This is a genomic window from Listeria ivanovii subsp. ivanovii, from assembly GCF_900187025.1.
Classification (GTDB): Bacteria; Bacillota; Bacilli; order Lactobacillales; family Listeriaceae; genus Listeria; species Listeria ivanovii.
This window is the reverse complement of record NZ_LT906478.1, coordinates 1,092,640-1,113,681: the sequence shown is the minus strand read 5'-3', so window position 1 is coordinate 1,113,681 and position 21,042 is coordinate 1,092,640. Positions and strand designations below refer to the sequence as shown.

The 21,042-nt window shown below is 34.3% G+C and carries 24 protein-coding genes and 2 pseudogenes; 4 read left to right on the top strand and 22 right to left on the bottom strand.

Annotated features, from left to right (window positions below):
- Positions 1–27: 27 nt before the first annotated feature.
- Together CKV67_RS05475 and CKV67_RS05470 are read right to left on the bottom strand one after the other, a co-directional pair.
- Entirely contained in the window at positions 28–1,173 is a 1,146-nt protein-coding gene (locus CKV67_RS05475; RefSeq protein ID WP_025279877.1) for an immunity 26/phosphotriesterase HocA family protein, read from the bottom strand.
- Entirely contained in the window at positions 1,170–1,544 is a 375-nt protein-coding gene (locus CKV67_RS05470; RefSeq protein WP_014092529.1) for a MerR family transcriptional regulator, read from the bottom strand. Before CKV67_RS05470 ends, CKV67_RS05475 begins: the two co-directional genes overlap by 4 nt.
- 67 nt (positions 1,545–1,611) lie before the next feature.
- Here CKV67_RS05470 and CKV67_RS05465 point away from each other — a divergent pair, with 67 nt between their 5' ends.
- On the top strand, positions 1,612–1,920 hold the full coding sequence (locus CKV67_RS05465; protein ID WP_014092528.1) for a putative quinol monooxygenase: 309 nt from the start codon (positions 1,612–1,614) through the stop codon (positions 1,918–1,920).
- 69 nt (positions 1,921–1,989) lie between these two features.
- Here CKV67_RS05465 and CKV67_RS05460 read toward each other — a convergent pair whose 3' ends face one another.
- The 8 genes from CKV67_RS05460 to CKV67_RS05425 all read right to left on the bottom strand — a co-directional run bounded on the left by CKV67_RS05460 (position 1,990) and on the right by CKV67_RS05425 (position 11,819).
- Complete coding sequence (locus CKV67_RS05460) at positions 1,990–2,940, bottom strand: alpha/beta hydrolase (RefSeq protein ID WP_014092527.1); 951 nt, start codon at positions 2,938–2,940, stop codon at positions 1,990–1,992.
- A 108-nt stretch (positions 2,941–3,048) separates the two neighbouring features.
- On the bottom strand, positions 3,049–3,522 hold the full coding sequence (locus tag CKV67_RS05455; RefSeq protein WP_014092526.1) for a hypothetical protein: 474 nt from the start codon (positions 3,520–3,522) through the stop codon (positions 3,049–3,051).
- 286 nt (positions 3,523–3,808) lie between these two features.
- Entirely contained in the window at positions 3,809–4,276 is a 468-nt protein-coding gene (locus tag CKV67_RS05450; protein WP_014092525.1) for a PTS sugar transporter subunit IIA, read from the bottom strand.
- Between the two features lie 14 nt (positions 4,277–4,290).
- Entirely contained in the window at positions 4,291–5,064 is a 774-nt protein-coding gene (locus tag CKV67_RS05445; protein ID WP_014092524.1) for a MurR/RpiR family transcriptional regulator, read from the bottom strand.
- A 58-nt stretch (positions 5,065–5,122) separates the two neighbouring features.
- Positions 5,123–6,457 carry a 6-phospho-alpha-glucosidase gene (locus tag CKV67_RS05440; RefSeq protein WP_014092523.1) on the bottom strand — a complete coding sequence of 445 codons (1,335 nt, stop codon included), beginning with the start codon at positions 6,455–6,457 and terminating at the stop codon, positions 5,123–5,125.
- Positions 6,454–8,037, bottom strand: a complete 1,584-nt coding sequence (locus CKV67_RS05435) for an alpha-glucoside-specific PTS transporter subunit IIBC (RefSeq protein ID WP_025279875.1) — start codon at positions 8,035–8,037, stop codon at positions 6,454–6,456. Before CKV67_RS05435 ends, CKV67_RS05440 begins: the two co-directional genes overlap by 4 nt.
- 417 nt (positions 8,038–8,454) lie before the next feature.
- The gene (locus tag CKV67_RS05430) at positions 8,455–10,101 is read right to left on the bottom strand and encodes an amino acid ABC transporter ATP-binding/permease protein (RefSeq protein WP_025279874.1); all 1,647 of its coding nucleotides are present in this window, start codon (positions 10,099–10,101) and stop codon (positions 8,455–8,457) included.
- Complete coding sequence (locus tag CKV67_RS05425; protein ID WP_025279873.1) at positions 10,098–11,819, bottom strand: ABC transporter ATP-binding protein/permease; 1,722 nt, start codon at positions 11,817–11,819, stop codon at positions 10,098–10,100. The genes CKV67_RS05430 and CKV67_RS05425 overlap by 4 nt, the downstream gene beginning before the upstream one ends.
- A 257-nt stretch (positions 11,820–12,076) precedes the next feature.
- On the opposite strand from CKV67_RS05425, the gene CKV67_RS05420 reads away from it, so the two are divergent.
- The 3 genes from CKV67_RS05420 to CKV67_RS05410 are packed head-to-tail and all read left to right on the top strand — an operon-like array spanning position 12,077 to position 14,384.
- Entirely contained in the window at positions 12,077–12,796 is a 720-nt protein-coding gene (locus CKV67_RS05420) for a MerR family transcriptional regulator (RefSeq protein ID WP_025279872.1), read from the top strand.
- Positions 12,793–13,389, top strand: a complete 597-nt coding sequence (locus CKV67_RS05415; protein ID WP_014092519.1) for a GNAT family N-acetyltransferase — start codon at positions 12,793–12,795, stop codon at positions 13,387–13,389. The genes CKV67_RS05420 and CKV67_RS05415 overlap by 4 nt, the downstream gene beginning before the upstream one ends.
- Positions 13,362–14,384: an alpha/beta hydrolase family protein gene (locus tag CKV67_RS05410; RefSeq protein ID WP_014092518.1), complete on the top strand. Its 1,023-nt coding sequence runs from the start codon at positions 13,362–13,364 to the stop codon at positions 14,382–14,384. Before CKV67_RS05415 ends, CKV67_RS05410 begins: the two co-directional genes overlap by 28 nt.
- A gap of 284 nt (positions 14,385–14,668) precedes the next feature.
- Here CKV67_RS05410 and CKV67_RS05405 read toward each other — a convergent pair whose 3' ends face one another.
- The 12 genes and pseudogenes from CKV67_RS05405 to CKV67_RS05355 form a co-directional block, all read right to left on the bottom strand.
- Positions 14,669–15,196 (bottom strand): DUF4303 domain-containing protein, encoded by a 528-nt coding sequence (locus tag CKV67_RS05405; protein WP_025279870.1) that lies wholly within the window; start codon positions 15,194–15,196, stop codon positions 14,669–14,671.
- 1 nt (position 15,197) lies between these two features.
- Complete coding sequence (locus CKV67_RS05400) at positions 15,198–15,644, bottom strand: MepB family protein (RefSeq protein WP_014092516.1); 447 nt, start codon at positions 15,642–15,644, stop codon at positions 15,198–15,200.
- Positions 15,645–15,669: 25 nt separating this feature from the next.
- Positions 15,670–16,086: pseudogene (locus CKV67_RS05395) on the bottom strand (hypothetical protein).
- A 6-nt stretch (positions 16,087–16,092) separates the two neighbouring features.
- Complete coding sequence (locus tag CKV67_RS14775; RefSeq protein ID WP_231845383.1) at positions 16,093–16,686, bottom strand: hypothetical protein; 594 nt, start codon at positions 16,684–16,686, stop codon at positions 16,093–16,095.
- A 61-nt stretch (positions 16,687–16,747) separates the two neighbouring features.
- Positions 16,748–16,909, bottom strand: coding sequence for a hypothetical protein (locus tag CKV67_RS14615; protein WP_155522407.1), 162 nt, complete (start codon positions 16,907–16,909; stop codon positions 16,748–16,750).
- Positions 16,896–17,288 (bottom strand): annotated as a pseudogene (locus CKV67_RS05385) (hypothetical protein); the annotation flags it as partial. The pseudogene CKV67_RS05385 and the gene CKV67_RS14615, both read right to left, overlap by 14 nt.
- 221 nt (positions 17,289–17,509) lie before the next feature.
- Positions 17,510–17,812, bottom strand: coding sequence for a hypothetical protein (locus CKV67_RS05380; RefSeq protein ID WP_014092515.1), 303 nt, complete (start codon positions 17,810–17,812; stop codon positions 17,510–17,512).
- A 114-nt stretch (positions 17,813–17,926) separates the two neighbouring features.
- Complete coding sequence (locus CKV67_RS05375; protein ID WP_025279868.1) at positions 17,927–18,430, bottom strand: DUF4274 domain-containing protein; 504 nt, start codon at positions 18,428–18,430, stop codon at positions 17,927–17,929.
- Between the two features lie 308 nt (positions 18,431–18,738).
- Positions 18,739–19,167 (bottom strand): hypothetical protein, encoded by a 429-nt coding sequence (locus CKV67_RS05370; protein ID WP_014092513.1) that lies wholly within the window; start codon positions 19,165–19,167, stop codon positions 18,739–18,741.
- Positions 19,168–19,244: 77 nt separating this feature from the next.
- Positions 19,245–19,649 carry a hypothetical protein gene (locus tag CKV67_RS05365; RefSeq protein ID WP_025279867.1) on the bottom strand — a complete coding sequence of 135 codons (405 nt, stop codon included), beginning with the start codon at positions 19,647–19,649 and terminating at the stop codon, positions 19,245–19,247.
- Between the two features lie 16 nt (positions 19,650–19,665).
- Positions 19,666–20,286: a hypothetical protein gene (locus CKV67_RS14690; protein WP_025279866.1), complete on the bottom strand. Its 621-nt coding sequence runs from the start codon at positions 20,284–20,286 to the stop codon at positions 19,666–19,668.
- 294 nt (positions 20,287–20,580) lie between these two features.
- Positions 20,581–20,982 (bottom strand): T7SS effector LXG polymorphic toxin, encoded by a 402-nt coding sequence (locus CKV67_RS05355; protein ID WP_157737116.1) that lies wholly within the window; start codon positions 20,980–20,982, stop codon positions 20,581–20,583.
- Positions 20,983–21,042 lie beyond the last annotated feature (60 nt).

The window sequence follows — 21,042 nt, the reverse complement described above, 5'->3', positions numbered from 1 at the left end:
TATATTCCACAACCTTTCCTGATAAAACTAGCTATTTAACAATTTCTGCCTATTAATCCCATCATATGCCTCATTAAAACTATCAAAGGTCATTTCAACATCTATATTTAAAAGTTCCGAGATATGTTTTAGCTCAGCTTCAGAAAATATCGTCTCAGGTGAAAGCAACTTTTCCGAAAAATTCGCCACTGGATTCATTCCAAGACCAGAATAAGGTAGAAATTTCACACACGTACCACATCGTTTTAAAAATTCTTTTGCTGCCATCGTTTTAGTTCCAAAACCCCAATCAAACCTTACTGTAATATCCGCTTGATGCCATTTAATAATTTCCAGATCAGATGCATCGATTGTTTGATATCCCACATAGGTAGTACTAATGCCATTAAAGGAAAAATTCATTGGCAAAAGTATATCAGCTTCTTTTAGTTTAATAGTTCCAATAATAGGAAATTTTCCACGTAAAACTAAATCATCCATAATAAATTCCGGATTTAATAAGCTATGCTCACGTAAAACACCAGTATCTACTGTGTTTTGTTCACTGGTATAATTAAAAGTTCGAATAACAAGTGGCACTCCCATCATTAACTTAAGGTAGTGATTCCTATCTGTTGGTATTATCTCTTGCTTCCGGTATGCTTGAAAACAACCAATCACTAGAGCAAAACCATATTCATTACCAATCGGATAAGAAAAAATATCCCCTTGTTTTATCGTTTGTCTTGTCTTCACTTTGAGATTTGATTTAGCTAACAACCTGGTCCACTCATCATAGCTTCCGTAAGTGTCGCTAATCATTTTTTGAATATTTTCTTTCGTTAAAAGAGCTTCTTCGCCAAAATACAAATTCGGAAAATGTTGGACTCCCAATTTTAATTCTATTCTATGACTCGCTTTATTTATCTTTAATCTCATTTCTTTGGTTTTCGAACGCATTATCGCATTCAATGTTAGCGCTTTCGTTTTAGAACCTTTTCGTCCAATTAGTTCATTTGCCTCCGTAACTGGAAGATTATAATCGATTTCTTTATAAAAATCCGATTCATCTATCATTAATTTTATAAGTAAATTATTGCGAATGATTACTTTCGCATTCTCTAGCAATATTATTTGATCATCTTTAGTAATTTGCTTTAATCCAAGAATTCCTCTTATTTTCTTGTTGATCATCTATCCGTCCTCTCTTGTTGGATAGCCACTTTCTTCTGGTAACCTTCCATCTTATACCCTACAAAAGCAATTGTCTCGGCTAGATTTGCTTGCTGTTCATAAAGTTCACCCATATGGTTATTCAACATTTTAATCCTTTCCGGCAACGATTCATCTCCAAGTTTTTGCAACCTCGCAAATCCCTTGATATTCGCAAGTGTCATCCTTGTTTGCTTCATTTTTAGCAATAACTGCACCCAGCAAAAGTCTTCCTCGCTGTAAATCCGGTAATTTTTTTCATTTCTCGTTGGTATTAGTAATTTTTCTTCCTCATAATATCGAAGCGTATCAATGGATAGCCCCGTTTTATTCGAAAACTCTTTAATAAACATTGAATTCCTCCTTGCTACCGAGTGTACTCCATACTTTAAGCTTAACATATTAAGAGGAGGAGAAGAAATGAAATTAAAAGAACAGCCAGATTATTTATATTGCACCGCCATCATTCAGACAACTGGAAAAGTAAGCTACGAGCAACTGGTGGAACATTTAATGGACTTGCGTGATCAAACAGAAGCTGAACCAGGATGTATGGTGTTTCAAGTTGTTCCGCTAGAAAAATCAGTTGGTCGCTTTGATTTATGGGAAATATGGGAGAACCAAGCTGCTTTTTATGCCCATCACGAGCAAACTTACACCAAAGAATTTTTCCAAGCGGAACTAGATACAATTGAAATGTTTGAGAGTTCTGAGAAAGTACATTTGTAAATAGCTTTTAAAATGCCACAAAAAGAAAGCGAATCCGCCTTCTTTTTTTGCTATTAAGTTATAATGCCACTACTTCTGTGTATCGTTTATAATCGCAGCCATCACCTCATAAAATCTTTCTGGCTCACTCCACTGCGGAAAATGGCAAGATTTTTCAAACCAATAAAAAAGTTTTTGCGATTGAATCGTTTCATAATAGTTATATGCGAGTAAGGAAGAAACATGCTTATCATGTCTACCTTCCACAAAAATGATTGGCACCTTAAAATTTGTCACATTCTCAAAATTAATTGTCATTAACTCCGGCCATAAGTATTTTATTGACTGTAAAGAACCTTTTTGTCGATTAATTAAATCTTTTAGACGATAGTCAGATGACAAAAAGAAATCCAAAATAAACCGATTATAATTCTTTTTACCATAAAGCGATCCTTTGAACTTCACCACTTGGCCTGTCACAAAAAGTAAGTCATCTAGCCATAATTTTTGCTGATAGGAAACATCAACAGCTTCCAGTTTTGCAACCATCTTTATTTTTCCGGCTTCTTTATTTTTGTTTATCGCATATTCATGGGCTTCTTGACAAGATTTTTTCATATTCACCACTTGACCACAACCAATATAAGCATGAACAAGTTCTGGATAAAGCTGAATAAATTGCATACCTAAAACACTACCCCATGAATGACCCACTAAGTATAATTTACTTTGTTTAAAACGCTTCAATAATATTAAAACTAAGCTATAAATATCATCAATGAAAGTACTGATAGTTAGCTCTTCCGCTTTAGAAAAAGGATAATAAGATTTTCCTGAACCTCGTTGTTCCAATGTTACTACTGTATAGATATCTTCTAAATTTTTATTATATTTGGCAACTAAGGGTAAAGCGGCATCACCAGGCCCGCCGTGTAAGTATAAAAGAATCGGATTGTTTATATTTTTTGTGCGTACAGAAATACATTGTTTATTATCATTAATGTTGATATATTCTACTGTTTTAATTATTTCCGCCTCCAAATGAAATTTCTGTTATCCAAGTAAACTGCTTCTATATATTAACGTACCATATATTCTTTTATTTTAATACCGTGTACTAACTTTTGGTGTTCCCTTCTGTAGACCTCTTTATTTAGTTCTATTACCGTTATATTCTGCTAAATCCTTGCTGTTAGGAAAGTTTTCTTTAAAAAGCGTAGTTAATTCTTCCGCTTTGCTGATGAATAAAACGAGTGTGCTATCCCACGGAACAATTTCTATTGAGGCAAGTTTATGTTGTATCGAGATTGCTTCTTTCCAAAAACCTGCATAACCGTCCGCAATAGGCAACTCGGACTCCAAAATTTCTTCCAAAGAAATATTCTTTTTAAATCCTGAAAAAACACCCCAAATAAATTGGATATCATTCGCTGCTATCACTTTTGTCAATTCTTCTCCGGTAATCCAAATATATTCTTGCTCAGGAATACCCGCCGGATAACAATTACATTCAAAATTGCTAATCAACCAATTATAATTAGCTTGTTTATTTTGGATTGCCTCAAAAACCTTTTTCATATCCGTATAAAATTTTTGGTCGTTTATTGAAATAGCAGCTTTCATTTTGTTCTCCTTTCACTTATACGCTTGCCATTGTGAAACAAGCAAAGATCCAAATATTCGTTTCGAACTTTATCGTAGTTTCGGTTCTTCTTAGTTGTAACTTAGCCATATTACGTTAATTGTCCCTTTAATATTATATCATAAAAAACGCTTTCATTTTTAAGATAGTTAACCCTTAGCGATACATTATTCTATATAAAAAAATCAAACAAGATATTATACTTATTTATAGAAAAACATGACTATGAAAATAGCATACTAGTCATGTTTTTCTTATTTCATTACTTCAGTTAAAAAATGAAGCTATTTTTTCAGTTCCTTTTACTTTTCCATAGGTCTGAATAATTATCTCATTTTTATTTTCGGGAAAAACTAATACAGAAATAATTTCTTTACCAGATATATCTATAAAGTTAAGATCAACAAAACCGAGTAAACTACCTGATTTTAGTTTATCACCAGGTTTAGCATGAATATCAAAACCTTTCCCCTGAAGCTCTACTGTTTCCAATCCAATGTGAAGTAACGCATCTATTCCACTATCAGTTGTTATTCCTATTGCATGTTTTGTAGGAAAGACTTGATTTATTGTTCCAGAAAAAGGCATATATATTTCATCTTTTGAAGGAATAAAACCAATTCCATCTCCCATTAGCTTTTGCGAAAAAACAGGATCAGGTACATTTATTAAAGGAATAATTTCTGCTTCAAAAGGACTATAAATAGAAAGATCTCTTTTCTTTTTAAATAGCATTTTCCTATCCTCCTTTATTTTTTCTTTTGATTCTGATATTCAATAAAACCAAATGTTAACGTTTCGATAACAATGAAAAAAGAAGAACTTGATTGAACCCACCAATTATTTGGAGAACCATTCGACATACTTGATGCATATAAGTTGAAATCAGCATGACCAGATAACCAATTGCTTTTGAAATTTGTTACAGAAATAATTTTAGTACCTTTTAGTTCTGGAATATCTAAAATACCTTGCAAATTAGGATTTTCGCCTGATAAAGAAAATAAAAACAACAAATCATCCTCATTCAAACGTTCAATAATACGTTTATATTCGTTAGCATGAACTGTCCCAGGAATAATTTGAACTGGTTTATCAATAAGTAAAAATAATCGTTGTAACTCCGCCGCTTGGTTTTGTTGAGCTACGCCTGTAGAAATCACATAAATTTGTCTACTATTTTCAATTGCTTCAAAAATCGGCTCTAAATCCACGACACTTAAATATTCTAATGTTTTTGTTACATCAAAAACAATTTGCTCTACCAAATTCTTTTCAGAAGAAGAAACTATTTTATTCCCTTCTCGCCATTTTAAATAATTTTTAAAATCACTATAACCGCTAAATCCTAGTTTTTGTGCAAATCTTAGTACAGAAGACTTGGAAGCATGACTATTTATAGCAATTTCATTAATACCAAGTTGCCCAATTATGTTTTTATTTTCCAGTACATATTTACCAATGGTTAAATCTGTCTCGCTCAAATAATCATAATGTTGATTAATCAACTCTTCTAATCTCATCAGATAAGCCTCATTTCTTGAAAAACATTTACTTTATTGATTATAAGTTTAACAGAAATCAGCTTAGTCGGGGCCAAAAATTTTTATTAGCTACAATTAAATCATCTAAAATTAGTTTAGCAATAGTAGCGCTTGGAACAGTTCTAGAGAGAGTCATTGCTTGCCAAAGTTTTTGATAAGATTTTTCCAAATAAGCTTGAACAACTAATTTTTCAGCAGATACCTGTTGCTCAATTAAACCTTTTTGAAAATCTGGTATAGTCCCAATCGATAGTGGTTCTACTCCTCTTTTACTTACAATACATGGGATTTCAACCATTGCGTTAAAATCAATATTAGCTATTGCACCATTATTTGGTACGATAAGCAGCATTCTTTCGTGCGTATTATAAGTCAGAGCTGCTGCTAACTGAACGATAAACTCAGCGTGTTCTCCAGCTTCAATGGTTGTTCCAATTGCTGTTCCTTTTTCTGCAATATTCCTACATTCAGCAAAAATATTTTTTTCACGATATTCCATAACTTCATTAGCACGAGTTTTATGTTTATTTGTATGAGCAACTACGTAATCTGGAAATAGATAATACTTTAAATACGTGTTAGGAAGTGTTGTCGGATCGACGGCATACACATCTTTAGCTTTTGTAAATGTGTCAAACCAGCTCGCTTCACTCAAAAGCGGATTATTTATTTCGTCATTTTTCGCGCTATAGCCCCATTTTTTAATATGTGCTTTAAGTACTGGCATTAAATCATTTCCTTTTTTATCATACATCTCTGTCCACCAGCCAAAATGATTGAGACCGTAATATCGTTCAACTATATCATTTGCTGAGTCTAACTTTAAAATTGCTGCAATTGATTTTTTTATCGCGATTGGCATATCACAAATATTGATAATTTTAGAGTTAGGTCGCATAATACGGGTAGCCTCAGCAACAATCGAAGCTGGATTAGAGTAATTAAGCATCCACGCATTAGGTGAGTATGTTTCCATAAAATCAATTAATTCAACTACAGCAGGGATAGAACGCATTCCATATGCCATACCTCCTGGACCACATGTTTCTTGCCCAACCACATCATATTTTAATGGTATTTTCTCATCTTGCTCTCGCATAGCAAGTCCACCAGCCCGAATATGTGCCATCACAAAATCAACATCTGAAAAAGCCTGCTCTGGATCTATCGTTGCCTCAAACTCAATTTCTGGAGCTCGTTCTTTTAATATAACCGCACAAGCCTTTGCAACAACTGATTGTCGCTTTTCATCCGTATCATAAAATTTTAGTTTTCTAAGTGGAAATTCATCTTGATTTTCAATAAGCATCATGACAATTCCCGCGGTATATGTGCTACCGCCTCCCGCAATTACAACAGAATTTTTTTTCATCCTAAATCCCTCTTTTCTTTAATTAACAAATCTATCTTATCTCTTATTTGTCCCACAGATAAACCAACTATAACTTGCACAGCTTGTTTATTTCTGACAAGTCCATGTGCGCCATCTGCTCGAAATTGTTCTTCGGATTCCATTAATTTTGGATCAATTATTGTTACGCGTAATCTAGTTGCACAGTTAGTTATATCTTTAATGTTTCCTTCCCCACCTAGGTCACGAAGAAATTTCTCCGCTAAAACATCAAAGTTCCCTTCCGCTTTTTTCTCTAGTTTTTTTTCTTTATAATCTGCCTTAGAATACAACTTACCCGAAATATCATTTGCTTCACGTCCAGGTGTTGGTATATTAAATTTAATAATAAGATATCGGAATAAAACCACATAAATTATTGTAAAGGTTAAACCAATTCCTATTTGTATTAACCATGTTCCCCAATGATTTTGCCAGGTGCTCCCCCATGTAATAGAAAAGTCTAATATGCCATAAAGGAAATTCCCAGAAACACCGCAAGCATACATAATTGCAGACATTAGACCTGCTAATAGGGCATGTAATCCAAATAGATAAGGTGCTATAAATAAGAACGTGAACTCGAGTGGTTCTGTAATTCCAGTAACAACCGCTGTTAAAGCTACTGGTAAAATTAATCCAAGGGTTTGCTTTCGCTTCTCAGGCTTTGCAGAGATAATCAATGCAATCGCAATCCCTAAGCAACCAAAGACTTTCGAATTTCCAAACATAATGAATCCACCACCCGGAAATAATTCAGTCATTGATTTTGTAGAATTTGCGAATTCATTAACATGACTGAACCAATCCGCAAGTAATCCGCCATTTACAGCAGCAGGACCATAAGCAAACGGTTGCCAAATGAAATGATGTAAACCCGTTGGAATAAGGAGCCTCTCCAAGAAATTATAAACACCAACACCAAGTACACCAGAACTTTTAAAGAAACCTTGCATGGAAAAAATTAAGTCTTGGATATGTGGCCACCCCCAGCAAGTAAGTATCGCTAGTGGAATCATTACAAAAAAGCCAATAAGTGTTACAAATGCACTATCTTGAAATACGGCTAAAATATCAGGTAATTTTTTATTATAAAATCGTTCGTGTAAAAAAACGGCTATACCTGAAATAATCAGCGCTCCTACAATGCTTGTATCCAACGTTTGGATTCCTGCAATGGAAGCAATACCCGTATAACCATCGCCAGCTTTTGCCAAATTAACACCAAAAGTATCACCGGAAGTTGTTAATAGCGACTGAATAAAGACATTAAAAAACATATAGATGACAAATGATTCTAAAGCCGCCCTGCTTTTAGAGGTTTTCGCTAATCCGATTGGCAAACCAATGACAAATAATAAAGGTATATTTTGGAAAACTATATAACTTCCATCAAAAATCATTTTCCAAAAAGTATGCCAAAGTGTTCCTTCAGCAGCAATACTTCCAACCATTTCTTGATTCAGTAAAGTATTACTAATACCTAAGAGAAGCCCCATAGCCGGCATTATCATTACAGGAATAAACATCGCTCCACCAAATCTCTGAAGTTTTTGCATCATGTGAAATCAGTCCTTTTTTTATTATAGAGCGCGCCTCTACTTTTCAAAGTATAGATATAAGCGTTTTCAATAACAAGGCTTTCTCTTTAACTTGGGAAAAATCCCAATGATTGAATTTAATTTGTACTAATCGAAATAGTTAATATAAACAAACCAATTTTTTTGTTTCTAGATAATTTTAGATAAAGATTCGTAATACATTCCTCCTTTCCTCTATTTTCAAAATAATAGACAAAAAAGACAGCACAAGACCATATATTCGGTCTTGCGCTGAACAATTATACGCGCTTATTATTTTATAACTTAATTACATAGAGAAAATACCCATTTCAAGTGAAAATATAATTAATTGCTACACTTGAAATATAAAAACAGCTATAGAAAAGCATATTTACCTTTTATAATTATCTTGTTACGTCACTCTACAATATTCTTTAGCTTCCCTTTCTCCAAATAAACCCGCTCTTCCGCTAAATCTAATGTCGTCTCTCGGTGCGAAATCAGAAAAACTGTCTTATCATTAACTTCTGACCGTAATGCCATCAAAATCGTTTGCTCATTCAGATAATCGAGATTACTCGTTGGTTCATCCAGTAATAATAACGGAGCATCGTGAAGAAATAGTCTCGCTAGGCCCACCCGTTGACGCTCGCCATCAGACAAATTCCGCGCCTTACCCCCGACTTTCGTTTCATAACCGTCTGGTAAAGTACCAATCCACTGGTCTAAAGAAGCTTTTTTCGCAGCCATTTCCACTTCTTCCAAAGTCGCCACTTTTTTACCTAACCGAATATTATTACCAATTGTATCTTCAAATAAAAACGTGCTTTGTTCCATCACACCCTCAAGTCGGTGAAGAGACGTCTCAGTAACAGTTGGAAGTGTGTTGCCATTTAAACGAACCTGCCCTTCTGGATCAAAGTATCGCATTAGCAGTTTCATCAATGTACTTTTCCCACTACCACTTTCGCCACCAATTCCTAGCCATTTTCCTTTTGGTAAATCTAGCGACAAATCACTCAAAATTAGCTGTTTCCCATCATAACTAAAACTAACTTGGTCAAGTTCGGCTTTTTCAAAATCCGTTAATTCCAGCTGCCCCTCAAAAGAAATGGTTGGCTTTTCTTCTGTTAAAGCATATAATCGCTTCCCACTAGCGAAAGTAGTTAACAACGCGCTCCCTAAGCCATTCAAAGCAAGGACCGATCCAAATGAGCTTAGACTTAACACCGTCCCAATTAACACCGTTTCTAAGGATAATTGCCAAAAACTTCCTAATCCTAAAATCACGGCGGCCGTCCCAATTAATACGCACTCGCTAAAAATCTGCAACTGACTTCCTTGTTTTAGCCGTTTATGATATTGTTTGTTCAACTTTTGTCCGCTACCATCTAATTTTGCCAAGCGTTCTTCCCCTAGATTAAATTGAAAAATATCTTGTAAGCTAGCGATATTTTCCATGACCGTTTGATTTAGCTCGACAAATTCCGCTTGATAGTCTGCCCCAATCCGCGCATTTCGTTTATAACTTATGACTGGCAAAACAACACCAATTAGAACTTGTCCAACGAACAGTATAATCGCTAAGCCAACATCATACATTGCTATATAGCCCACCGTCACAATCGTCGTTCCAACTGCAATGAAAACTGGCGAAATAGTATGCGCAAAAAACACTTCCAAAGCTTCGACATCTGTTGTAATCGCCGTAATTAAATCTCCACTTTTTTTACCAGATAAACGAGCCGGGCCAAGTTTTCTAAGCGTTGCAAAAATCCGTTCTCGAATAATCGCGAGTAATCGAAAAGCAATATCATGATTTAAATACTGTTCCGAATATCTCGCTAGACCTCGGGTAATACCGCAAGCTAGCATCACTAATAGCCATTTTACTGGATGGAGCGGTTGCCCTAAAATAACTGCCAGAATACCATACGCTCCAATTAACGAAATAGCAATCACCGCCAAATTACTAATAATTCCAAGTATGATTGCTGTAACCATACGTAGTTTTAACGGTTTTACAAAGCGTAATAACCAACGAATAATTGTCCATTCTTTCATTTCAAGCCCCCCCACTTTAGTAACTGTTCTTCTTCTAAAAAGTAATTTTTAAAGTAACTGGAATCTTGCTGTAACTTTTCAGGAGATCCGATTTCTACCATTTTCCCAGCTTCTAATACTATCACTTGATCCGCATGCAACACATTATATAATCGATGCGAAATAAAGAGCACGATTTTTTCTTGAGCTAATTTTTGCAAAACCTGGAGAATTATTTTTTCGCTTTCCAAATCTACACCAGAAGTAATTTCGTCAAAAACATACAGTTCCGCTTCCGCCAGCAATGCACGTGCTAGAATAAGCCGTTGACGCTGACCACCAGATAAGTTGCTTCCATTTTCTTGTAAAGATGTCATTAATTGTTCCGGTAAATTCCTCACAAAATCTGCCAGGCAAACTTGCTCCAAAACATTCCATAAGTCCGCATCAGTTGCTTCTTTACTACCAATTACTAAATTTGCTCGAATACTATCGGCATAAAGATAGCCATGATTATCCACTAACATGCTTTGCTTACGAATAGCTTCCGCACACAAATCAGTCAGTGGCAAATCGTTCCAAACAATCTCTCCTCGATATCCAGACAACTGATGTAACAATACACGGACAAAAGTACTTTTCCCAGAGCCAGACTTCCCTACTAACGCGGAAAAAGTCCCTTGCTGAAAACTAGCTGAAATTCCTTGGAGCGCTTCTGTTTTTTCGTTTTCATAAGTATAAGTCAAATCATAAATCTCCATTTTTTTCAAAGGTGCCGTCAGTTCTTTCGTTCCATACATTTGCTCCGGTAATTCCAAGTATGCGAACAATTTACTACAAGCACTAATCCCATTCATCGCGACATGAAATAGCGATCCAAGTTGACGCATCGGAATAAAAAACTCTGCACTTAATAATAGGAACATCAACATTCCTACCGTACTAATTGTTCCATTTGTAAATGCAATTAAAGCCATACCAATTCCAAGAGCTGCTCCACTATAGGAAATGATGTCCATAATTGTAATCGAATTTAATTGCATCGACAACAAGCTCATTGTCGCCTTACGAAACCGTTCCGCATCCGTTGCAATTTCTTCTTGTTTATACTTATCTTGATCATAAGCTTTTAAAATGCTGAGACCACTTAAGTTTTCATGGAATTTTGTTCCGAGGTTCGTATAATTAGACCAGTAACCGCTCAAAATCTTTTTCGCAATTTTCATCACTGCCATAATCACCATCGGAATCATTGGCATACAAATAAGTAACACCACTGCTGGCTGCCACGAAAAACCAACCAAACTTCCAAAAATCATCAAAGAAGCAATCAAACAATAAAATAACTGCGGTAAAAAGCGCGCATAATAAATTTCAAGCTGTTCTATCCCATCTACTGCAAGCTGAGTTAAAGTAGACGCTGGTAATTGTCCTTCATTATCTCCTAATCGAAAAGCTTTCGCCATAACAGCTCGGCGCATGGATAAGCGTAATTCCGCCGACGCTTTGTACGTTTGTTTTTCCATTAATTTAGTAAGTACTGACTTCCCAATTAATACGAGTGTCACTGTGCCAACTAACAATAATATATCCATACTTTGCTCGCTTAAGTAATTTGTTAATTGTTGCGCAAAAACGAACCAAAGCATCATCATTAATCCTAAACTGATGACACGAAAAAGAATAAGCAGTACTAACGATTTCTTTTCCATCAGTTGGAAGAGACGTTTATCAATCATTGCTTTTTCCTCCACGTCTTATTTAGGTATCGCGTTTCTATTTGGCTTGCTTTTTTGGCTGTATTAGCCATTTTCATTGCTATTTCGCCCATGTGTCTCTTAACCCCCATTAATAAATCTTTGTTTATTATATCACAAAAAAGCACATTTGATAATGATTCTCATTATCAAATGTGCTTTTTTAACTATTTTTATCATACTTGACCGCGTGGTTACCACATGGTTTATAATAAAACTAAATCATTAGGAGGTATACTATGAGAACTCTTTCCACAGGCGAACTAGCTGCATTGTTTCAAATTTCCAAATATAAAATCCGCCATTATATTGACGAAGGTATATTGGCACCTAAAAGAAATTCAGAAAATGGTTACTATTTTTTCGAAGAGATAGATATTTATCGATTGTATCAAATCATTCTTTTCAGAAAAATCGGCTTTTCCATTCAAGAAATAAAAGAAAGTTTACTTGGTGAAAAAGTAACTCCCATGCTAGAACAAGCAGAACATAATCTCCAACAAAAAATCGATGAATTGTTAGACATTCAGAAAACTATCCAAAAAATTATCCATTCGCAAAAAGAAATCACCTTAAACGAAACTACTTTTGTAGATAGAGCAAATCGATACTATAAAAAAATACCAGAGCAACTACTTGATTATGGTTCGATTAACTACTCTCTGGCCGCAAAACTAGATCTACCTCATATAGAGGAACCGTTTTATATTTTTTCCGAGCAAGAAACTGGTGTAATATGCTGTAAAAGTACAAAAGAAACAAGCGATTTCACTTTTCCTTCTGGCAAATATGCGTATAAAAATTTTGTTGCCGAAGATGAAGTAACGGTGGAAAAGCAAGCTAGTATCTTTTTGGAAGAACTGACTTATACTAACAAAAACATCCTAATCTACGAGAATATCTATGCTTCTCTAGCCTATCCAGATGCCATGGTTTATTCTATTGAGGTGAAAATATGAACATTTCTATTAAAGCTATTACAGCATTTGAGAAAGTAACTATACTAGAAGAAGTCGTATTTTTAATTTGCAACGGATTTAAATCAAAGTTTACTCATTTGCTATTCTCAGAAGCAGAAGTACACAAACTTATGTACGCTTTTTGTCACTACATTTATACTGAAAAGGGCGAAAATCTCCTTATTGCACTGAATAATGATAAAATCTGTGGCTGCCTATTTTTAACGAGTAAAGCAGATTCATATTACCATTTATTTCATTCACTAAGTAATTTTCTTTCTTTTTCACAACGCCTTAAATTAATTTTCTTACTGGGGCTACTTTCCCATAAACCAAAAGCAAATGAGAGATACATCGATTTTATTACCGTTTCTCCTTTTTCTCGCGGTCAAGGCATTGGAACAGCTCTGATCTCTCACTGTATAAGTTATTTTCCTAACGAACGAATCACTTTATATGTTTCAAAGAGCAATACTATCGCTTATCAACTTTACCAAAAGCTAGGTTTTCAAGTAATAAAGAAAGACAAAAATATACTAATAAGCATACTAACTGGTGTCAAAGAATGGCATATGATGGAGTGGATAAAATGAAACTATCGAAAAAAATAACCATAACTATAAGCGCAATTATCGTCGTCTTAATGCTCATATTTTTGCTTGGAAATGATTACCAAATGAACGAAAAAAGAGTTACGATTCCAACTTCTGGTGGAGATTTGTCTGCCGTCATTACTGCCCCAAAACACGATAAGCCTAAAGGAATTATCGTCTTTGTTCACGGAGATGGGCCACAAGAAGCGACTCAAAGTGGTGGATATAAACCGCTGATGGAACGCTTCGCCAAACAAGGTTATATCTCAGTTTCTTGGGATAAATTAGGGGTCGGTAAATCATCTGGTAATTGGCTAGACCAATCAATGAATGACCGAGCAAATGAAGTCAATCAAGTCATCGAATGGCTGAAAGTAAAATACCCTGATAGTGTAAATAAAATTGGGCTATGGGGCGCTAGTCAAGCTGGTTGGGTGATTCCAAAAGCAATGAATGCGAATAAAGATATTCGTTTTTCTATTCTAGCTGGCCCCGCTATCAACTGGATGCGACAAGGCGAATACAATACTGGTTGGCAAAAACATGACGCTGGTGGTACCAAGCAAGAAATCAGCCAAGCAAAACAAGATTTTATAACAGATAGTAAACTCATCATGACGAATAAAACCTATGATGACTACAAACAAAATGGCGGTCAAGAAAAAATATCGCCCGCTAGATATAGCTTCATCCGCAAAAACATCCATCAAGATGCGACAAAAGATCTGTCCAAAACTCAAGCAAAAATATACCTCGTATTAGCTGAAAAGGATAAAAATGTTGATTCAGCTGAAACAAAACAAGTTTACAAGGAAGAAGTACAGAAAGATAAACTAGATGTAAAAACCATTCCCAATGTTGAACATCAAATGATTAACCCAGCCATTGCGAATTCTGAACTACTCATAAATGTAGTCGGATTAATGCTTCCTAAATATTTTTTAATGGATAATGCGTACCTAGATTATTGCGAAAAAGTAGTCTCTCAACAATAAAACTTAAGCCGATCCCCAAAAGCCAACTTTGGAAGGTCGGTTTTTTTATGCCAAAAAGCGACCAAGGATACTTATCAATCATAAAGTAACCATTTGTCTGTTTTGCCTCCCTTTCCAAAAAAGAGAATTGCTAGTCAACTGAATCCCCAGGTAACACTCATTTTTGCCGAAACAGATTTCAAAGCACTCGCAAATTTGGTTTTCAAACAATAAAACTACCTACTAAATATCCAAACACAAGGAGATTTCTTTGTGTATATCATCGCCATAATTAAATACCACGCTTATTTACTGCATTGCGCCATTCTACTTTTAGCCGTTTCTAATTCTTCATCATGATCAATACAGAAAAACTCGAAATCAGTTGTTTTAGGAATTTTTTTAAATGTCTCTGTTTTGGAAAATGTAAGCAGACTTTTGGCAAATTCTCCTAGTAATTCTTTTGTAAATTTTATCCAAGCTTGGTAATCATCCTCCACTCCATTCGGATACAGATCATTAAAAACCATTGTTAATTCCTCATCCGTGAAAACATAAAACGTATCAAAAGATTGATATTCCCAATCTCCGGTATTATATTTTAAATCGTAAATACGTTCCGCAGTTTGATACTGTTCCGCAAATCTTCCACTTTGGCATGCAGCTAATCGTTCAGAAAAAGCTTCCTCCGTGTTTAAACATAGATTGATTTCCGCATATTCCGCATTACAGTCAAAAGCTAACGCATAAAACGTTAAAGTTGGATTTTCCTGCAAAAATTTTTCTACTCCATTAATAGCAAAGTTTACAATGCTTTCTGTATTGATTTTCATTTTAGTCCTCCAATTTAATCGTTTTGAAAAAAGCTAATTGCCAGGATTGTGTTTTCTGCGCCGTTTTATTTAAATTTTGGCACCAGGCAGGATAAAATCTAGCAGCCATTTTCCCTTTTCTCCCCGCTCTGCTTAAAATACCTTTTTCGCCTAAAATTTGCTTCGGTATAACAAATAGCCCTTGTAAATCATTATCAATAACAACCATACATAAAAAATCCGGACTATTTTTCTCAGCAAAAGCGACATTCGTATTTTGATCATTTTTCTCCCAAAAAGCGACAAAATATCCTTCTTTTTTGGCTGTTTTTTTCGCTAAACGCGTCCGGATAGTACTACCATCTTTTGTAGTTTGAATCACCATTCCTTGATATTCGTTATTTTGCTCTTCGTGGCGAATTATTTCAAAATCACCAAATTCCGTTTCTAAAAGCGCTTGATAGCTCATTTTAGTAATCTCCCTACTTTAAATATTACTTTGATATTAGCTCCTCTTCAATACTTTTTTCTGCTACAGTAACAAATTCTTTATCACTTAAGCAACTAAGAGAATTACCTTTTAACATTTCTTGAAAGTGGTTACCTATACCTCTTTCACAAATTATTAATTCATTGATTATTTTTTCATATATTGTTTTGCTTGGAACGATGCCCACTCTTTCTCACTGTGTTAATTTTAAATCTAATAATTCGTCCAAACTAAATTTACAAAGAGTTGAATTAATTAGCTGGAAATAATGTAAATCAATTCCAGCTAAACTCCATCCCATTCCAAGTGCATAATCACTTCCGATGAAAGCGACTTCGTGTTCATCTATTTCCATTAACTTTAATCCAAATTTTTGTTCATAGTTGGTAAAAATTTGTTTTACTTCTTTATAAAAATCCAAGTTATATCACTCCTGTTTTTTAATCATTTTAGAGTTTTTTGCATCATACTTATAACCATGCCCAAGCAAATAATTGTATTCTTTTCCAAACCCAGTTAACTCTCTTAATCCTGTCTCTCGGTTTGTTCTATATAGATTTTTTTCTATAGGCTTTGTTGTAATAATAATATCATCATCTCTTGCAATAGCTTTATCTAACCAAGGCCTATTATACTCATTCCAAAATTGGGTAGGTGTCTGATACAACTCATCAGGAATATTCAATAAATTAAACCGAGTTTTTTTCATACTAAAATCAGTTGATTTGACATTTCCTATTTCTGCAAAAATATTTTTTGTATCATCTTTATAAGTACCTAAAACCGTCGTAGTCTCCCAAGGACTCGTTTTTAACTTTACGCCTGATGTCGGTAAATAATCGAGTTTTCTTACTTGCCCAAATTCTGCATAAAAAGCACTTATCTCAAAAGCTCCAGCATACTGTAAAAATACAGTTGAACCATCTAATAATCTTTGTCCTCCACTAATCCTTTCAGCAGTCACCGCATCTAGTCCATACACTGCTCGATAAAATGCCCCAACACCGAATAATTCTCGCATACTGTCTCATTTTGCCAATAAATCATCTGTTGATTAACCAAATCCAAAGTAGCTTCTGTATTTAGTTTACCATCAGTAGTAACATATCCGCACGGTTCCCCTCTGGAATATAGGGTAGCATTCCGATATCTTCCATGGCCTTTACTTTGTCATCTATTGCTTTTTGTGAGGCATATAAATCCACAAGATCTTCAAAATTAGAAGCATTTAATATGCCTATCATCAATTAAAACTACATGACCATTTTCATCAAATTCATATTCTTCTTTCTTCGTTTCATAATCAATGCCAATTCCTATAGATAAACGAATATTAGATAAATTATTTATAGGATATTTTTTTAATTCTCTATTTTGCGTAGCCTCTGCCTCAAACTCATCACAAAACATATTATCATACCCGTAATATGCGGCATCATAAAGTAAAATTTCTTTCCCAGATAAAGTGCTTTTCGTTATAATTTTTAATGGGATTTCGTATGCTTCTCCAGTAATTAACTGATCGCCTTCTATTTCTTTAAGCGTTCCGCAATATAAAATCTCAAAAGTTTCCTCGTTACTTGTTGTTCCAATTTCTACATTAAGAAAATCATTAATACTTATCTCTTTAGCTGTGCTTTACAAATATGATGGAATCAACATTTTTCCTCCTCAGTAATTGTGTATACTAGTTATCCTCTAATTTTTCGTTCAATGGCTTTATTATGTATAAATTCACTACTTTCCACTAATATATGCTATCTACATCGAAAAGCCTCTTCTTATAGTTTATTATACTGTGTAAAATACATAAATCAATTTAACTTTCATTTAACAATTGCTAGTTACAAATTAAAAGACACTACCGTTCCTCTTCCAACAATACTCGCGCCCTCCATAACCATAAAAGGCCTATTTGGCTGAATCTTACTATAACCTACGCCCTCTTGTTCATAACAAAAAGAACACATTGCATACCCCGTCAAATCAAGGGCATCCACTTCTATATCATAAATTTCAATACCTAAATATTCCTGTTCCTCATCCAACTCCATCACAAAATGAGGCCGATACCCCGCTTCCGGAACCATTTTTCTTGCATTAGAATAAAAGGTAACCTCCACCATAAAGGTCTGCTGTGATTTCATGCTATTCCTCCTAATCTGCTTTAATATTTTCAAAACAACAATAATAAAAAAGTCGAAAACCTATCTAAAAGATTTTCGACTTTAAATTCCTTTTTGAATAATACCGAATCAAGATTATTCTTCCACTGATTCAGCTAGTTCATTATACCGTTCTTGCAATTCAGGAGGAAAACCATCTTCCCATTCCGCCGACTCAGAAACTTCTAGCCCTTTCAAAAGAACAAACATTTCGCTCGCAATCGCTCTTTTCATTTCCTCCTCTTGAAACTCGGCTGGTGGTGCGTAACCATAGACTTGATTTTGATAGAACTCAGCTAAGTACTTTTCTTCCAAAACAGTAACAATATCAAAATCTTCCACATACCAACTGCTTTTTTCAAGCATTTCTTCTCTCGTTTCAAATTGATAAGCAAAGTCTGGCTCCATTAACCAAAATAACATTAACACCGTCCCTTTATCCGTTTTCGGCGAATTGGCAATCCAATAAATCGGTTTCTTAGGATTATCAAAATTCCATTCTACAACCACTTGATGTATCTCTTCAGGCGTGCATTTTTCTAGATAGTTAATAAATAACTCCGAAACCTGTTCTTCAAATTCTTCTTCTGTAGTACTTATTTGATGATCTCCTTTTCATGCTGTCATTTAAGATAGTTTATTGGATACATGCAGCGTTTTCTTTTCCCCACCGAGCAAGATTGCAAGTATTAGGAAAATATAACGGTGTGCGAAAAGTAACACAATGAAAAATCCCATGATGTTTTTTGAATTGTTAAAGGTTTTAAATCATAAACATAAAGAAAATGAAATCAATTTTACCCTTTTGTGTATGATTGATTTTCTTTTCTTCTTTCGTATTTGAATCTCCCATAATTTCATTTTACATTATTATTTGTGAAATAAAAAGCTGTTTTGCAAATAATCTATCATAACTGTTTGTGATATGCCGCATGCTCATCGGTGTTAATAACTCTCGGCTCATTATAAAACTTATTCTCATTAAACTTCTCTACCCAATCATTTTGACCAGATAATAATTCAGGGAAATATTTACTTAAACCTCTCGCATGAATAAGTAAGTTATTAGAAATTTTATCGGTCAAATTATTTGCAGAAGTTATATTGGCTAACAAATCTTTTTCATAATTTGAAAATAAGAAATTGGTTATTTTCACTTTTTCTAAGTTGTGAAGAAACAGGTAATAAATATCAATTCCTTCTCTACTTCTCCAAATAGTCAGAGCGTAATCAGGGTTCAATAACATGATTTCATCTTCATTTATTTTAATTAAGTTAAATTGATATTCTTTAATTATATCTGCAAAACTATTTTGTACTGCGTGTTTAAAATCCATTAATTTCACCAACTTTTTATTGTAACTACTAAACTTCAGATTATTATTTTTAGTCAACCTATTAGTTAAAATTGGTATTATTGTAAATCTTCATGTATAACATCATCCACCTGAATTAAGTCCTTTCTACTAAATTCAAATATAAAATTTTTCTTTTCTAAGTAATCTTCTACTTTTTCTTGATATATATAATATATGTCAGCATTAACTTTTATCTCGACAAATACGCAATTACCGACTTTTATATTCTCTTCTAAAATAATACAATCAACACTTTTTTCATTTCTTTTTTCTATTAGTTTGCCAAATAACTTAATTTTACAATCGTATTCTTTTCCAATTTCCATAAAATCAAAATTATTAGTTAAACTTACTAGCGCGGAATCATCAAAACAAGTATCTATTGTTTTTGTTTTTGTGCTTTCTAATCTTAAAGTTCGAGTTGCATCAGATTCATTTATTGAAAGTAATTTATATAACATCATATATCTCCTTTGTTTAATCTATTGGATAAAAAGAAACAATAAAACCATTCGTACCATAAGCCACTCTATACTTTTCACCATTAATCTGATAATTTGCATATGGGCCATTTTTACCAATACCTGTTTTTATAGGGTTCATTTTTAAAGTTTCATTCAAGAAACTAGGTATATCTTGTATTCCCCTCGCGTCAAAATCAACTGCATGTCCATCTATTATATGTTTTAAACCAGACTTGCCATCAGTATTTTTAGTTATCATAATAATATCTTTAGGATTATGTTTAACTCCACTAGCTGCCAGCTCATTTAATAGTTTTTTATTTAAAAAATTTTTAACTCTATTGCGATTTTTCAATTCTTCTAAAAGTCTTTTGGGAATTGTAAGTTTCTTGTCTTTATAACCTCCACCTGCATATATGAAAGTCATTCCAACCAGCATGCTAAGGCTTTGAGATTTGCTTATTTCTTGTCCAGTGATTGAATCTTCACCTTTTTTAATCGAAGCTATTGCCACTTCTATTAGTTCTGCACTTTGAGTTGCTTGATTAGGTTCTGTAGCTAATTTCCCACTTAACATCGCTTCTTTATAAGCAATACTTGCCGCTGCATCTATTTTACCATCTTTCCATAACATTGGTGTCGTTCCACCTCACGTTATTTGGTAGTCATCAAAGTTATATTGTTTCTTTTTAGATAATATTTTTTGTAGTGTTTGGAGTTTGGCTGCATCAAATTTTTCTAAATGATAGCTACCTGTTTCGCTATCAAACGTGATGTTATCAGCTATTTCTCGCTCTGCCTGTCGCGTTCGATAGACAAGTTCAGCAAATGAATCAAAAAAATTGCTGTGACTTTGTTCGAAAGAAATATAGCGTTCCAGTATATTTTCTTGTTCTAGTGCATCTGTGAATTGCGTTCGGAGTGTTTGTTATCTACCTTCATATAAAGTTCCTGTAGAAGCGGCCATTCTTTGTAGCAAGTCTTCTTGTTTCCGTTTAATTTCGGCAAGTCGGTGCATTGCTTCTTGTAGTAGTTCTGCATCAATTCGCGCATTTGGTGAAGCATCTACTTGGTCTTTGAAATCACAAATATATTGCTCCAGTCTATCTTCGCTTTCATTTAGTGCTTCGAAAAGGCTTTTGCAAATGACGGAATAGGTTTGTTCAAAATAGGTTTGCGATGTTTTGATTGCTTGCCCTTTTAAACTATTATCATCTGCATAATCCTGCGCCGCCGCTTGTACTTTTTTGAGCATAAATCTTGCTTCATCATTACTGTTTTTCAAATTATGTAGAAACCCGCTTAATTCTGCGATGTCAATTCGACTCAATCCGCACCAGTCATTTGTGTCTTGACTTATGTTGTCGTTCCCGTTTTAATTTTCCGCTTC